This is a genomic window from Alistipes sp. CHKCI003 (assembly GCF_900021155.1).
Taxonomy (GTDB): domain Bacteria; phylum Bacteroidota; class Bacteroidia; order Bacteroidales; family Rikenellaceae; genus Alistipes; species Alistipes excrementavium.
The window spans coordinates 1-16149 of the sequence record NZ_FCNT01000057.1; the positions used below are offsets into that span (position 1 = coordinate 1).

Here is a 16149-nt window from a genome sequence, read left to right on the forward strand (position 1 = left end):
CCAGCCCCCCGCACCGTACAAAACAGGAAGGGGCCGCCAGCCCCCTCCTCGTCGTTCGTCATATATTGCGGATGCAAGCCCCCGGCTATTCGAAATCCGCCTCCACCTCCGTTTGCAGATCGCCGCTCTCGGTGCGGACCGTAACGGTGAAACGATAGCTCCCGGGCTCAGGCCGCTGCGTGAAACAGAGATAGAACTCCGGCCCGATCAACGTCAGATCGTCCGGCTCCAACTCCGTCAACTTCGCAAAGAGCGGCGCTGCCCCCGGACCGTCATAGAATCCCAGCCCATCGAACTCCTCGGGGAAATCCGCCCCCGCCGACGTGCGGTCGTAGCCTCCGGCGATGAAGTCGCGGAACGAAACCGCGCAAACCTTCGTCAGATCGCCGAGCGATGCTCCGGGCGCATGCGTCCCGTCGAACGCCCTGTCGCACACGACCTCGATCGCCGAGCATACGACGCCGAGCGCCTCGGTCGAATGTGGTACCATATAACCGTCGTAGGAGTCGTCGCCGTACTGGGCACCAAGCCGATCGTATTCCGACCGCACGGCGGCATCCGTCTCCGTATTGCGGAGCGTCCGGCCGTCGAATGCGAGACGCAAATATCCGTTCTGCATCGCTTCGCCCGAAAGGCGTTCCGGCACTACATAGGCCTGAATAAAATTTTCCGATAAATAAGCCGCCGTAAATACCGTTATTTTTTCATATACAGACCTATAGAACACACTTTTACAAATAAATTCGTCCCGCCGCCATACGATAAAATACCGACGGAGGAGACCGCCCCGAGGCCGGTCTCCTCCGTCGTGTGCCGCACGTCAGCCCTCGCCCATCGAAAGAACGGACGAGCGGATGCGCTGCGTTACTTCTTGCGTCGGGCTTTCTGCATCGCCTCCTGCTGCTGCATCATCTGCTCGTATTTGAGCTGGAACTTCGACTTCTTGCCGCCGTTGCCGCGTTTGGCCGCATTGGCCTTCATCACGGCGTGGATCTTCTCGTCGTCCACCAGCCGGCGGATCAGGAGCGTCTGCCCGATCGTGAGCACATTGGCGAGGAAGTAGTAGTAGCAAAGACCGCTCGAATAGCTGTTGAACCAGAAAAGCATCATCAGTGGCATGAGGTAGACCATCATGAACTTCATGCCGGCCATCTGGGGCTGGCTCGACGAGGTTTGCTGGTAGTTGATGTAGGAGAAGATGAACAGCGCGGCGGTCATCAGCAGGGCGAACAGGCTCACATGGTCGCCGTAGAACGGAATCTTGAACGGCAGTTGCAGGATGCTGTCGTACGACGACAGGTCGTCGGCCCACAGGAACGGCTGTTCGCGCAGCTCGATCGACGCGGGGAAGAAGCGGAACATGGCGATGATGATCGGCATCTGGATCAGCAGCGGAATGCAGCCTCCCATCGGGTTGATACCGGCCTTTTTATAGAGCTCCATCGTCGCCTGCTGGCGTTTCATGGCATCCTCCGGTTTGGGGTATTTCTTGGCCAGCTCGTCCACCTCGGGCTTGATGATACGCATCTTGGCCATCGAGACGTAGCTTTTGTAGGTGAGCGGCGAAATGATGACCTTCACCAGCACGGCCAGAATCAGGATGATGATGCCGAAGCTGCCGATGTAGTTGCGCAGAAAGTCGAACACGGGGATCACGAACCAGCGGTTGACCCATCCGAAGATGCCCCAGCCCAGCGGAATGAGCCGCTCGAGGTGCAACGCCTCGCCCGAAGGATCCGTTACTTTCCTGAGGATGGCGTATTTGTTGGGGCCGAAATAGAACGCGAAATCGTACGTGTCGTTCTGGATCGTATAGGGTACGGCCATCTGCGCCGAGAAATCTTTCATGTACTCCGATTCGGGCGCGGCGGTGTCGAACGCCATGTTCGCATAGGAGACGTTCTCGGGGGCGATGAAGACCGACGAGAAGAACTGCTGCTTGAAAGCCACCCAGTTCACGGCAGTCGAGACCTGCTTGTCTTTGGCGCCGTCGCTCATGCCGAGATCCTCCATCGAGCTTTCGCCCGGAAAGTGATATGCGAGCGTCGTGTACATGTTCTCGTTCTGGAAGCCCTTTTCGTTCTGATAGGAGGTGTTCGACCAGTCGATGCCGATCGACGTCTGGTTGGCCATCTGCGGAGCCATATTCTCCAGCGTAACGTCGAAGTCCACCAGATAGTCGCGCTCGGGCGCCTCGCTGTCGTAAACGAGGTATTCGTATTTCAGACGGGCATCGGCCGCCACGGGCAGATACATCACCACGGACTTCGCCGCACCGGCCTCGGTCTGCACCTCGCGCACGGGCTCGGCCGTGAAGAGGTAGTCCATCGTATTGACCTTAACGTTGTTGAGGCCGTTGCGCACGTAGAACGTCAGATCGAAACGGGCCGTCGCCGGATCGAACAGCTCGATGGGCTGCGTACGTTCGCCGCGGGGTGCATAGCGCGTGTAATCCTTGAGCGTAACGCCCTCGATCCGGCCGCCGCGGGTCGAAAACGCGATCTTCATCACATCGTTCTCCACGACGAACGTCTCGGGCTCACCCTCGCGTGCGGCGGCGAGGTATTCGCCGAGCTGCGCGGTCCGGAGCTGCCGCTCGGCCGCAGCAGCAGCCGCGGAATCGGCCCCGGCGAGCGAATCGGACGCAGGCACCCCGGTCAGCGGCACGACGGGGCGGCTGGCCGCCGCGACCGAATCCTGATAGGCCCGGTAGGCGGCCATCTCACGCTGATACTTCTCCTGTTCCTTGGAACTGAAATAGGCGAACCCTGCGAACAGAACGACGATGACGCCGATACCTATTAAAGATTTTTTATCCATGCTTCTCTATTTCGTTGCTTCTTTTTTAGTTTCGCTGTATTTCATCGCCGCCCCCACGAACGCCACGAACAGGGGTTGCGGACGGAGCACCGTGCTCTTGTATTCGGGGTGGTACTGCGTACCGACGAACCACGGATGGTCCGCGATCTCCACGACCTCCACCAGCCCCGTATCGGGATTGACGCCCGCGGCCTTCATGCCTGCGGCCTCGAACTGCGCCAGATAGTCGTTGTTGAACTCGTAGCGGTGGCGGTGGCGCTCCATCACCTGCGTCGTACCGTAGGCGGCGGCGGCCTTCGAGCCCTTTTTCAGCGTACAGGGATAGGCTCCCAGACGCATCGTCCCGCCCTTGGCGGTTACGCCCTTCTGCTCCTCCATGAGGTCGATCACCGGATGGGGCGTCTGCCCCATCTCGCTCGAATTGGCGTCGGTCATGCCGAGCACGTCGCGCGCGAATTCGATCACGGCGCACTGCATGCCCAGACAGATCCCCAGAAACGGGATTTTGTTTTCGCGGGCGAAACGCACGGCTTCGATCTTGCCCTCGATGCCGCGGTTGCCGAAGCCCGGGGCCACCAGAATACCCGACATGCGGCCCAAGATCTCCGCCACGTTGTCGCGGGCGATCTTTTCCGAGTTGACGTATCGCAGCCTCACCTTCACGTCGTTCACCGCACCGGCGTGCACGAACGACTCGCAGATCGACTTGTAGGCGTCCGGCAATTCGGTGTACTTGCCCACCAGCGCGATCTCGACCTCGTGTTCGGGGTGCTTCACCTTCTCGACGAACGCCTTCCACGCATCCATGTCGGGCTCCAGCTCCGACGGCAGGTCGAGCTTGGCGAGCACCACCTCGTCCAAATGCTGTTCGTGCATCTTGATCGGCACTTCGTAGATCGTCGGCACGTCGATGGACTCCATCACCGCATTGGCGTCCACGTTGCAGAAGAGGGCCACCTTGCGCTTGATCTCCTGCGACAGGGGACGTTCGGTCCGCAGCACCAGAATGTCGGGCTGCAAGCCGTTTTCGAGCAGCGCCTTCACGGAGTGCTGCGTGGGCTTGGTCTTCATCTCGCCCGAAGCGGCCATGTAGGGGATCAGCGTGAGGTGCACCAGCGCCGTGTTCTTCGGGCCGAGCTGATAGCGGAGCTGACGCACCGACTCGATGAAGGGCTGCGACTCGATGTCGCCCACCGTGCCGCCGATCTCGGTGATGATTATGTCGTACTCCTTGCGCTGGGCCAAAAGCTGGATGCGGCGTTTGATCTCGTCCGTAATGTGGGGGATCACCTGCACGGTCTTGCCCAGATACTCGCCCTTGCGCTCCTTCTCGATCACGCTCTTGTAGATCTTGCCCGTGGTTACGTTGTTGGCCTTCGACGTGGGCTGGTCCGTAAAACGCTCGTAATGCCCCAGATCGAGGTCGGTCTCGGCACCGTCTTCCGTTACGTAGCACTCGCCGTGCTCGTAGGGATTCAGCGTTCCGGGATCGACGTTGATGTAAGGGTCGAGCTTCTGGATCGTTACCGAATATCCGCGGGCCTGCAACAGCCGCGCGATCGACGCGGCGATGATGCCCTTGCCCAGCGACGAGGCGACGCCGCCCGTTACGAATATGTACTTTGGTTTCGCAAGTTTCATGGGTTCGTTCTGTTTCCTATTTGTTGTCGTTCTTGTTCTCCTCGGCGGCCTCGCGGTCGAGGAGCTTCACCTTTTCGATGGTCGCCTGCAACTCCTCCTTCTGACGCTCGATCTTGGCCTTCACGTCGGCCACGAGCGCATCGGCGTTCTTCGAACGGGCGAAGAAACCGATGTTGTTCTCCAGCAGCGCGATGTCCTGCTCCATCTGGCGGACCTTGTTGTAGAGGCGGTCGCGCTCGGTGCGCAGCCGCCCGCCGCCCGCCGCCCGCATCGACGACACCCGCTCGCGGAAACGGCCCATCGAACGCTCGCGCTCCGAGCCGCGCAGCGTGTCGAACATGGCATCCACAGCGGCCTTGTAGCGCTTCTGCACGCTCTCCTTCTGCTTGATGGGTACGAAGCCGATCTCGCCCCAGCGGCGTTGGAACTCCCTGATCGCGTCGAAACCGCCCGTCTTGATGTCGGCCGCGGCCATCTCGTCCAAAAGGGCGAGTTTGCGGCGCAGGTTCTCGCTCTGCTCGCTGTCCACGTCCGCGAAGTGCGCGGCCTTGCGCTCGAAGAAGGCGTCGCACGCCGCACGGAACCGTTTCCAGATCTGGTCCGAGTAGCGGCGCGGCACGGCGCCGATCTCCTTCCAACGCGCCTGCAGGGCGATCAGTTCGTCGGTGGTCTTCTTCCATTCCTCGCTGCCCGACAGCGATTCGGCCGCTTCGCACAGCTCGGTTTTCAGTTGCAGGTTGTGCTCCATCTCGCCTTTCACTCCGCTGTAAAAGTCGCGCTTGGCTTCGAAGAACCTGTCGCACGCCGCACGGAACCGTTCGTAGATGCGGTTGTTGTCCTTCTTAGGGGCGAAGCCTATGGTCTTCCACGTCTTCTGAATCTCCAGCAGGCGGTCGCTCGCACGGTTCCACTCCTTGCGGGATACGAGCGGACGCGAGATCAGCTCTTCGGCCGCCGCGCACAACCCGGTCTTGAGTTCGAGGTTGCGCGTCTGCTCGGCCTTCAGCCCCTCGAAATACTCCTGATGGGCTTTGTTGATGCGGCTCGAAGCCGTCTTGAAACGCTCCCACAGCGCCTCCTTGTATTCGTTGGGCACGGGGCCCGTCTCGCGCCACTCGTCGTGGAGCTTCTGCAACTTGCGGAACGCCTCGACCACCGAAGGTTCCAACACCAGCGCTTCGGCCTGCTCGCAGAGCGCGAGTTTCTGCTCGTAGTTCTTCTTCAGATCGAGATCGCGCAGCTCCTTGTTGATCTTGATGAAATTGTAGAAATTCTCGACGTGCAGGTTGTACGTCTCCCACAGATCCTTCACTCGCGCCTGCGGCACGAGCCCCGTCTCCTTCCAGCGGCTCTGGAGTTCGCGGAACTTGGTGAACGTATGGTTGAGCGTCTCGTCCGAATCGACCAGCTCTTTCAGCTCCTCGATGATCCGGAGCTTCACCTCGAGGTTGGCCTCTTTCTCGGCATCGAGATTGGCGATGTACTCGTCGCGGCGGCGGCGGTACTCTCTGAACAGGTCCTTGAGACGCAGTTCGGCCGTATCCGTCGCCGGCACGAAGTCGGCTTCGGCACCCCCGTTCTCGATGAAAGCGCGGCGCTCGGCATCGACGGCCGCACGGCGCTGCTTGTAGAAGGCGATCTTCAGCGCCTCGGCCTCGCGGCGCAGCGACTGCACCGGCTCCCGGTCGAGCATGCGGGCGAACAGGGCTACCAGCTCCTCGCCGCTGCGGCCGGCATAGGTGTCGCCTGCGGCCGCCGCCTGCTCCGCCTCTTCGGGCGTCTCCTCGCCCAGATCGAGTCCGTCGTTCTGCGCAGCGAGCGCCGCCGCATCGTCGGCGAAATCGACAGCCGCCGCATCGGACGTTCGCACCGACGTTTCCGCCTCCGCAACGGAGGAAGCCTCCGTTCGGGCCGGGTCCGCGGCCTGCGCGGCGGCGTCCACGGGTTCCGCCGCGAGGCGGGGACGTTTCACTCGGGGCTGCGGCTCTTCGGCAGCGGCAGGGGCGGTACTCAGCACATCATCGGCATTGCCGACTTGCTCCTCGGGAGCAGGGAGATTCGAATTTTCAGTAGCCATGTTGCTTTCCGGTTTTAATATTCCTATATTCAAAAAGGATATAAATCCCGCAAATATAACGATTTTTCCGCCTCCGCCGAAGGTTTCGGTCCGAAATTTCCTATCTTCGCCCCGCAAACGGGTATTTCCGCCGCAGGAAAAGCGACCGGTCCGACACGGTCCCCGCAACGATGCCCCGCCCCGCATTCGGCGGCGCGAGGCGCGCAGGCCGTATTCGCAGCATGCGCCCCGGCACATTGCCCCGCACGGCCGCATCGCAGCGGCGGACGGCCCCGCAACCGAAATCAGACGCACGTCATGAGCCATCGCATCCTCGTCGCAGACGACGAACCGGACATACTCGAATTCGTGAAGTACAACCTCCAGAGAGAGGGTTACGAAGTTTTCACGGCCCCCGACGGCGCCGCGGCGCTCGCCGCGGCCCGCGCGCACCGGCCCCATCTGATCCTGCTCGACCGACTGATGCCCGTGATGGACGGCTTGCAGACATGCCGCGCCATCCGCGAAGATCCGGTTCTGAGCGACACGATGGTGGTCTTTCTCTCGGCCCTCGGCGAAGAGGAGCAACAGATTGAAGGGTTCGGCGCCGGAGCGGACGACTACCTGACCAAACCCATCAAGATGAAGTTGTTGATGAGCCGCGTGCAGGCCATCCTCAAACGCATCGACGGCTCCTCCGACCGCGGGCTCGAACTCGATGCGGAACGCCATGCGGTGCGCTGCGGCGGGCGCGAACTGCTCCTGCCGCGCAAGGAGTTCGCGCTGCTGGCGCTGCTCCGCTCGGAGCCCGGACGGCTCTTCACGCGCGAGGAGATCTACCGCCGCGTCTGGGGCAGCAAGGTGGTGGTCGGCGACCGCACGATCGACGTACACATCCGCAAGCTGCGCCAGAAGATCGGCGAACAACGCATCACGACCCTCAAGGGCGTGGGGTACAGGTACGAAGAATAATCTTCCCGTCGCTCGCCGTTTACGCCGCTCTTCGGCCCGGACTGTCCTCGCCCGCGCGCTCCTTTTCCCGCTCCGTCCTGTGTCTTGATCTTCGTCGCGTCCCCGAATCTCCCCGTGTTTCGATCCCAGCCCCGCCCCTTCCCGCTTCTTCCTCCTGCACGCGCCCCGATTGCCTCCGCGATCCGATCTCCCTTGCGTTCCGATCATGCATCCGCCCCGTCTTCCCCGCGCATCATATCGTCTCTACGCGCCTCCCGATCCTGCCTCCGATCTCGCGGTCCGCTGCGAATCGCAACCCGCCGCCCGCGTTCCGGCGCGCGCTCGTTCCGACGTCCCCGCCGACGCCGATGCGTTAAGAACATCCGCCCCGAAAACACCCGAAGCCTGCGGCCGACGCCCGGCGCGTACGTTCCGGGCGGAATACAGGAATCGGGGCAAAGAGTACGAAACGGGACGCAATGAGCGAACCGGGGAGGCGGTACATGAATCGGGAGACGGGTGCGGGACACCGTCCGCTACACGGAGCGGCGGCGTACTGCCGTCATCGGTCGGCGTAGCCGCCGAAAAACCGAGAGCCGACGAACGGCCGATCCCGCGGGGCGGCTCACGCCCCGTCGTTCCGCCCGTCTGACGGCTTATCCGCCGTCCGTCTCTCCGCGTTGCGCCCCGCCGCTTCGGCCGCCGCATCGCAGGAGTCCATCCGAGCAACCCGGCAAAGGCCATTGCCTCGGTGCTGTTCGGGCGGTGCTCCGAGGGGTTCCGCCGCCCGTTCGCCCACACGACCGCGCTGCGAAAACGGGACTGCCCGAACGGAAAGCCGAGGAGCGTGCCGCCGCCCGACTTCGGACGAAAGACGGAAGGGGATCGATTCTCCGTCCGAAAACGCCGGAGGCGAGGGACCGATTCCGCGCTTTCCGGCTGCGGCTCCATCGCCCGAGAGTACGGATAAACGGCTCTTGCAATCTACCCGACCGAATCCGTGTCCGGACCGAAAGAATCGGATTGCTCCCGACACCGGGAAAGCCGTGGTAAAATACCGCGGACCGGGCAGGGAAAAGATGCGGCAAGAAGCACAGCGAAAAACGCGGTAAGAAGCGCAGCGAAAAACGCGGCTGGAGGCGCCCGAAAGCTAAGGGCCAGCCGCCGAATACGAAAAAGCCCGCACGCTTCGGCATGCGGGCAGCTCCGGAAATGGAATTAGAGGCTGACTAATGCGCTCCGGAGACTTTCTACGGTCGATTTAGGGTATCGTTTCGTTCGGTCGTAATTCGAAAAAGCGCAATTTCGGATTTTCACGTATCCGCACCCCGGCTCCGGGTTCGGCGCGGCTGCCGTCATCCGCGGCAAAACCGCCTCCGCAGCTTCCGCCTTTTCCCGAAGAGCAGCTCGGTTCCGCCTCGTCGCACAGCGAAACCGACGGAAACCGACGGAAACCGACACAGGCGAACCGCCGGTCGCACTGCATGGCCCCCCGCATCGCTCCTACGCGCGATCCCGGGCACTGCCATCGGGGCGGATCGTCTCGGCCCGCCCCTGCGTCCGTCGCACTGTTCCGCTCGCACTCCGCAACCGGGCCGAAACGGCCGTCCATACGACGGAATACGGTAACGCAACAAAAAACGTGGACAGTTTTCCTATCCGCAAGTGAGGTATTGGACGACCTTGATAGCAGGATTCCGAAAATGCCCACGCCGTAAAACAGCGCGAGCACCAACTTCTGTTCCTCGCTATCCGTGAAAGTGTCCAATTTCCACTTGCAAGAAAAAAGCCGATGCGCTTTTTTGGTAAATAACATGTCGGCGCCCTCACAGGCAGCCGGGACAAAGATACGAAAAGTAATCGTGAATTCCCAAACGGCAAGATGTTTTTTCGGCTTCAACCGCCCGGAGGGGGCAAGGATCGCTCCGGTCGGACCGCGCCGCACCCGCCGCTGCGGGCGACGCTCGACCGACCGCTACGGTCCATCGCCCGCCCTCCCACGGACAACAGGCAGCCCTCTCACGGACAAACGGCAGCCCGAGGAGCGCAAGGCCGCCGTCGCTATTTTCCGCATCGGCACCCGCGCTCCGCCCGCGCCCGTCGTCCTGCCGTGCAGGCTTTCGGCATCCGGTCATCCCTCCGCCCGGACACCCCGCACTCCGGACGCATCGGATCGGCCGCACGCCCCGCGGCCCGCAGCGGCCGGCACCGGAATGAACCCCGAGAAGGACGGCGCACGGAAGCCGGGCATGCTCCTTTACGCATCTGCGGCCGTGTTCGGAATGCTTTCGCACGGCAGAGTCGAATAAATTCGCTTTTGCACCCGGCTCATACCTATCTTCGAACGCACCGCACCGGCAAAACCGGATAAAATTCGTTTTTGCGCCCGACTTTTCGTACCTTTGCCTCATGCAGATCAACAGAAAACAGGCCATCAGCGAAAACCTGCTCTATTTCATGGTTTGGCTGGTCATCATCCTCGTGCCGGTGCTCAACTCGAAGATGATGTCGGAGCTGCACGTCTCGCTGGAGAACATCCTCATCGCATGGCGCAAGATCGCTCCCTACCTGATTATCTTTCTCGTCCACAACAGCATCATCGCACCGCGGTTCATGCTCACCCACCGCTACGGGCGGTACGTGCTGCTCGATCTGCTGCTCATCATCGGGGTATTCTGGATGGTGGACCTCTACGAAAAGCATCTGGTCGGGGTCTTGGTCTCCCCCTCCGGCACCGACTACCCGGCCGAGCCGCACAAAGCCTCGTTCACCGATCTGGAACTCTACTGGAACGCCATACTCGGGTTTTTCATGACGGGCGCCAACGCGGGCATCAAGCTGATGTACCAGTCGATCCGCGACGAACAGGAGATGGAGGCGCTCAAGCGACAAAACCTGCAGGCCGAGATGGACTATCTGAAATATCAGATCAACCCGCACTTCTTCATGAACACGCTCAACAACATACACGCCCTGATCGACATCGACGCGGAGTATGCCAAGAACGCCGTGATCGAACTCTCGAAGATGATGCGCTACGTGCTCTACGACTCGGGCCGCGAACGCATACCGCTCGAAAAGGACATCCAGTTTCTCGAAAACTACATCGAACTGATGCGCATCCGCTACACGGGAGCCATCGACATCCGCGTGCGCTATCCCGAGCCGCTGCCCGGAGGCGTTACGATCCCGCCGCTGCTGCTGATCGTCTTCGTCGAGAACGCCTTCAAGCACGGCGTGAGCTACAACCGGCCCTCGTTCATCCACATGGACATCGAATATGCGGACCATCAGCTCACGAGCACCTTCGCCAACAGCCGCCATGCGACGCACCGCAAATCCGACGCCGGCATCGGGCTCGTCAATGTCCGCAAACGGCTCGAACTCATCTACGGCCCGCGCGGCTACACGCTCCGCATCGACGACCGCGACCCGGCCGTCTACACCGTCAAACTCGTAATACCCACGTTCAATGCTTAAATGTTTAGCCATAGACGACGAACCTCTGGCGCTGCGTCAGCTCACCGCCTACATCGGCAAGATCCCCTACCTCGAACTGGCCGGATCGTGCAACAACGCCCTCGAAGCCCAGCAGTTCCTCACCACGCATCCCGTCGAACTGATCTTCGTGGACATCAACATGCCCGATCTCAACGGCGTGGACTTCGTGCGTTCGCTGGTCCAGCGCCCGATGGTGATCTTCACCACGGCCTACTCCGAATACGCCGTCGAAGGCTTCAAACTCGACGCCGTGGACTACCTGCTCAAACCCTTCAGCTTCGCCGACTTCAGCCGTTCGGCAGCCAAGGCCAACTCGCTCTACGAGCTGCGGCAGAATCAGCACCGCCCGGCGTCCGACGAGGCCGAACCGCCGGCCGAAGCCGCCGCCAAGGACAAGGAATATCTCTCGGTGAAAGCCGACTACAAGGTCTCGCTCGTCAAGATCAGCGACATCGTCTACCTCGAAAGCGAGGGGGAATACGTGCGGATGCACTTGGCCGACCACACGGCCATCACGACCCTTTTCCGGCTGAAAAACATGGAGACGGCGCTGCCGGCCGACACGTTCATGCGCGTACACCGCTCCTACATCGTCAATCTGAAATGTATCAAGAGCTACATCAAGGGTCGCATCTACCTCAGCGACACGGAGTATGTCCCGATCGGCGAAAACTACCGCGAGACGTTCCAGCGCTACATCGACCGAATGTTCAAAAATCTCCAATAGGCGAAGCGGCCGATCCGTTCGGGGCCGCCCCGCCGTCGGGCCCATGCGTTCGGCGCTCCGCATTCGGGCCCCTCGTCCCGGCCGCCGGAGACGGCGATCGAGACGCCGGCCTCGCAGCGCCCGGCTGCCGCGGCACATCCCTCTCCGCCGCTCTTCGGGCGGGACGGAAGCACCGGCCCGGACGACCGCTTACAACACGGGGAAAGCCGTCATCGGCCGATACGCCCCGTCGGCGAATTCGTAACACAGATGCCTCAATCCGTTGGTAACGATCACATAACGCGCACCGAGCACCGAGTTGTAACGCACGGCCTGCGCCACCGTCCGCCGCACGACGGCCCGCTGTCCCAGCTCCACCTCGGGCGCCTTGCACTCGGCCAGCAGCAGCGGACACCCCGCATCGTCCACCACCACCACGTCGGCGCGCTGGGGCTGCCCGTTGAGCGACACCGGATACTCCTGCACGATGCGGCGGGCCGGAGCCCCGCACGCCGACACGAGATAGGCGATCAGATGGCGCCGCACGCGCTCCTCGGGCGTCAGGACCAGCCACATGCCGCGCAATTCGTCCCACACCTCGACCGTCCCCGCACGCTCGCGGGCACGCAGTTTGATCTTCGGAAAGCGGAGTTCGTGCCGTTCGGTCATGGGATTTCGAAAAAATGATTAACTTTACACGTGCAAATATACGAAATTATGAAACGTTTTCTCACCCTCATAACCCTCTTTTCGCTCGCCGGCGCCGCAGCGCAACCCTACCGTCCCACCTCGGGCCGCGAGCCTCTGCGCGGAACGCTGGTCGCGGCTCCCACGGCCGCCGAAGCCGAATACGCCGCACCGCAGGCGAGCCGCTACCTCTCGCCGCTGGAGGAGTGGACGGCCGACGACAGCGTCCGCGAGAGCGACTTCACGGTCCCCTTCGCATGGGCCAACCGTCAGGTTTACATCCACATGGGTCCCGCCTCGACCGAATACGAACTCCTCGTCAACGGCCGGTCGGCCGGATACAACGCCGACCCCAACCACGCCGCCGATTTCAACGTTACGAAACTCGCCCGCGAAGGCCGGAACCGCCTCGCGGTCCGCTTCACCGAGCCGTCCGAACTGGCGGCGCTCGAAAGCTGGAAGCAGCAGTCCGCCCCCGCATTCGACGGCGCCTACGTCTTCAGCCAGCCCACGATGCACATCCGCGACGTGGCGGTGAACAGCCGGCTCGTCGAGGGCGAAACGAAGGCCGAAATCGGGATCGTGGTCCGCACGGCGGGTCTCAACCCCAAGACCTCGCGCATCCACTACGACCTGCGCACGCCCGACAGCACGCGCCTCGCGTCGGGCCATCGGGAGCTCACGCTCGGCATGCGGGGCGAAGACACGATCCGCTTCGTCGTCTCCATCCCCGATTCGCTGCGCTGGAACGCCGCGCATCCCGTGCTCTGCGATCTGCGCCTCAGGACGCAGTACGAGGGCCGCTTCGGCGAATACATCCGCCTGCGGCTCGGATTCCGCACCGTCGGGACGCACGAAGGGCAGCTGACCGTCAACGGTGGGCCCGTCGAACTCCGCATCCGCGAGGTCGCGCCGACCGCTGCCCCGCACGACCTCGCACGCCTCAAGAGCGAAGGGTACAACGCCCTGAAACTCCGTGCCGGAGCGGTACCCGAAGGATTCTACGCCGCGTGCGACACGCTGGGCATCTACGTCGTCGCTCAGGCCCCGATCGACACCCGCGCGAGCGGCACCGACATCCGCCGCGGCGGCAATCCGTCGAACGATCCCGCGTGGCTGCCCGCCTACCTCGAACGCACGGCCGATTCGTACCACGCGGCCAAGCGCCATCCGTCGGTGATCGCCTTCTCACTGGCCGAAAAGTCCGCGAACGGCATCAACCTCTACGAGAGTTATCTGCAAATGAAACGCACGGGCGACCCGCGGCCGTTCGTCTACCCCGATGCGGGCGGCGAATGGAACAGCGACGCACTGACCGTCGGCCCGGGCGAAGAGTAGCACACGTCCCTGCGCCGCACACGGCGGCCGAAAATCCAAAGAGCACACTCCCCCACCGACCATGAAAGGTTACGTCCACATCTACACGGGCAACGGCAAAGGCAAGACCACGGCGGCTTTCGGGCTGGCCGTGCGTGCGTTGTGCGCCGGCCGCAACGTCTATGTCGGACAGTTCGTCAAGTCGATGAAGTACAACGAGACGAAAATCGAAACGCTCTTCAACGGCTCCGTCCCCGGGTTCGGACGCATCCGCATCGAGCAACTGGGCCGCGGTTGCTTCATCGGCAAAGAGCCGGAGCCGGTCGACGTCTCGATCGCCGAGGAGGGCTTGCGGCGCTGCGCGGAACAGCTCGCCGGCGGACGATACGACGTGGTGATTCTCGACGAACTGACGATCGCCATGCACTTCGGGCTGCTCCGCACCTGCGACGTTCTGGAGGCATTGCAGCGGCGGCATCCCGCGACCGAAACGATCATCACCGGCCGTTATGCTCCGCAAGAATTGCTCGAAGCGGCCGACCTCATTACGGACATGCGCGAAGTGAAACACTATTACGCACGGGGCATCCCGTCGCGCGAGGGCATCGACAAATAACCCCCGTGCGAACGGAAAAAGCGGCCGCCGGAAACGGACGATGTGCGGGCGAAGCCGGAGGGAAGGTGAAAACGGAGAGCGAGGATGCGAGGACGGAAGACAGGGACGGACGCTGACGGGACACGACGAACTTCCATTCGGCTGCGGTTCCGCGAGCGGCCGGAGCGGGTGCCGCACTTCGAGCGGACGTCCTCCGCAAACGGGCGTGGAGCTTCCCGACGGCCCAGCCGCAGATCCTATCGTCGTTTTTGTCCGCTGTCCGCAGGCCGCTGTTCGCTGGCCGCTGGCCGCTGGCCATTATCCATTGTCCGCTGGCCGCCGCTGCCGGCGGATCGCAGCGCCTCGGCGACAAACCGGATCAAATCCGGCAGCGCCTCGGCACCGATTCGACTACGATTCGGCAGCAGCTCTGCCGCACCTCGGCTTCAATTCGGCAGCGGGTCGGCAGAGCAGCGGCAGACGCCGAACCCCGACGGCGGCAAGTCCTACATCCGGCACTTCAGACAACCCGCACCGTATTTCAGTTTATAGATCGCGGCGATGCGGGCCTTGACCGCAGAGACAATATAGGGCTGCTTGTCGTCGGTTACGACACACTTGCCGCGGTCGTGCTCCAGACGCTTCTGCGTACATATCCTGCAAATCGGGAATAGGCTGCACGCGAGGCATTCGGGATTGGAGAAACGGCTCTCCATACGCATCCGATAGCGTTCGTTGTATTCGACCGTGCCGTCGCTCAGCAGTTTTCCCTCGCAATTCGCCGCCGTGAATTCGCGTGCCGTACACTGGTACATGTCGCCGTTGTAATTGATGACGGTCGAATGTTTCTTGTCGGCATAGCAACGGCTCCGGTCCGTCGGCAAGGAGTAGTATGCGCCGCCCAGCGCTGCAATCCGGCTCTCGTATCCGCGGACGATCTCCTCCGTCTCCCTGCGCTCCTCGTCCTGCCAGATGCGGTGGAAGGAGAAGTGCATCCGGTCGAGATGCCGTTCGCAGAAAGGCTCCAGATCGTCGAGCAGCGAGGCGAACGAATGCACGGATTCGTTCGTATAATTGCATCGCACGGCGACATAGATCCCTTGCGACACGGCGTATTTCAGATTCGAAAGCGTCCTGTCGTAAGTACCCGCCCCCGAGTGGGTCTTCTTGATCGTGTCGTGCACCGCCCGTCCGCCGTCGAACGGTATCTGCATGTGCGCGGACAGTCCGGTCGACGCAAGGAAATCGACGATCTCCCGCGACAACAGCACGGCATTCGACGTAAATCCGAGCGTGAGCCTCACGTCATGCGCCTTGCAGAGCGAATCGGCATGTTCGATCAGGGGCTTCACGCAGCGGCGGAAGCCGAGCAGCGGCTCGCCGCCGAAAAAGCCGAGGTTGAACTCCCGGGTTTTGCCGTTCGAGATCACCCGTTCGATCAACCGTTCGACGGCCCGGCGGGTCTCGGACGTCATGTCGCTCCCCGCGAGATGTTCCTCGTAGCAATACCAGCAGGCGAGGTTGCAGTTCAGGGTGGGATTGACCGTAAGGGAGTAATAGGTTTCATCCTCGTCCTCCTGCAAGAAGCGTTCGAGCAATTTCTTCGTCTCGTCCAGATCGTCGGGCACGATAAACGACTTTTCCTTCAGATAGCGGTAGAGCGACGGATGCACCCGTTCGCAATCGTCCATACGGTCCCGATACCCTTCGAGCAGCGCCATGGTTTCGGGCGTACACAGCATCAGGCGGTCGTTCAGCGTGTTGTAAACGACATATCCGTCTTCGTTGTCGATCGTTATATTGTATTTGCTCGGTTTCATAACATGCGTTTCGAAACTTCGGGGAACGGCAGGGCTTCCGAAGACGCCCTGAGAA

General features: G+C 62.0%; 11 protein-coding genes. 5 read left to right on the plus strand and 6 right to left on the minus strand.

Going from position 1 to position 16149, the window contains the following annotated elements; genetic code table 11:
- Window positions 1-85 precede the first annotated feature (85 nt).
- From BN3659_RS07430 to BN3659_RS07445, 4 genes are all read right to left on the minus strand, one after another.
- Complete coding sequence (locus tag BN3659_RS07430; RefSeq protein ID WP_171847731.1) at window positions 86-619, minus strand: hypothetical protein; 534 nt, start codon at window positions 617-619, stop codon at window positions 86-88.
- A 245-nt stretch (window positions 620-864) separates the two neighbouring features.
- On the minus strand, window positions 865-2820 hold the full coding sequence (yidC, locus tag BN3659_RS07435) for a membrane protein insertase YidC (RefSeq protein WP_091535807.1): 1956 nt from the start codon (window positions 2818-2820) through the stop codon (window positions 865-867).
- 6 nt (window positions 2821-2826) lie between these two features.
- Window positions 2827-4461 (minus strand): CTP synthase, encoded by a 1635-nt coding sequence (locus BN3659_RS07440; protein ID WP_091535810.1) that lies wholly within the window; start codon window positions 4459-4461, stop codon window positions 2827-2829.
- Window positions 4462-4477: 16 nt separating this feature from the next.
- On the minus strand, window positions 4478-6538 hold the full coding sequence (locus BN3659_RS07445) for a DUF349 domain-containing protein (protein ID WP_171847732.1): 2061 nt from the start codon (window positions 6536-6538) through the stop codon (window positions 4478-4480).
- Between the two features lie 297 nt (window positions 6539-6835).
- Between BN3659_RS07445 and BN3659_RS07450 the strand changes: the two genes are divergently transcribed.
- The 3 genes from BN3659_RS07450 (at window position 6836) to BN3659_RS07470 (ending at window position 11696) form a co-directional block, all read left to right on the plus strand.
- A complete protein-coding gene (locus BN3659_RS07450; RefSeq protein ID WP_091535814.1) occupies window positions 6836-7489 on the plus strand; it encodes a response regulator transcription factor in 654 nt (217 codons plus the stop codon).
- Window positions 7490-9877: 2388 nt separating this feature from the next.
- Window positions 9878-10948, plus strand: a complete 1071-nt coding sequence (locus tag BN3659_RS07465) for a sensor histidine kinase (RefSeq protein ID WP_091535821.1) — start codon at window positions 9878-9880, stop codon at window positions 10946-10948.
- Window positions 10941-11696 carry a LytR/AlgR family response regulator transcription factor gene (locus BN3659_RS07470; RefSeq protein ID WP_091535824.1) on the plus strand — a complete coding sequence of 252 codons (756 nt, stop codon included), beginning with the start codon at window positions 10941-10943 and terminating at the stop codon, window positions 11694-11696. Before BN3659_RS07465 ends, BN3659_RS07470 begins: the two co-directional genes overlap by 8 nt.
- 189 nt (window positions 11697-11885) lie before the next feature.
- Here the strand turns inward: BN3659_RS07470 and BN3659_RS07475 are convergent, their stop codons facing one another.
- On the minus strand, window positions 11886-12344 hold the full coding sequence (locus BN3659_RS07475) for a type I restriction enzyme HsdR N-terminal domain-containing protein (RefSeq protein ID WP_091535827.1): 459 nt from the start codon (window positions 12342-12344) through the stop codon (window positions 11886-11888).
- Between the two features lie 48 nt (window positions 12345-12392).
- Here BN3659_RS07475 and BN3659_RS07480 point away from each other — a divergent pair, with 48 nt between their 5' ends.
- The gene (locus BN3659_RS07480) at window positions 12393-13700 is read left to right on the plus strand and encodes a glycoside hydrolase family 2 TIM barrel-domain containing protein (RefSeq protein ID WP_091535830.1); all 1308 of its coding nucleotides are present in this window, start codon (window positions 12393-12395) and stop codon (window positions 13698-13700) included.
- A 61-nt stretch (window positions 13701-13761) separates the two neighbouring features.
- Complete coding sequence (locus tag BN3659_RS07485; protein WP_091535832.1) at window positions 13762-14295, plus strand: cob(I)yrinic acid a,c-diamide adenosyltransferase; 534 nt, start codon at window positions 13762-13764, stop codon at window positions 14293-14295.
- 485 nt (window positions 14296-14780) lie between these two features.
- Here the strand turns inward: BN3659_RS07485 and BN3659_RS07490 are convergent, their stop codons facing one another.
- On the minus strand, window positions 14781-16094 hold the full coding sequence (locus tag BN3659_RS07490) for a radical SAM protein (RefSeq protein ID WP_091535835.1): 1314 nt from the start codon (window positions 16092-16094) through the stop codon (window positions 14781-14783).
- Window positions 16095-16149 lie beyond the last annotated feature (55 nt).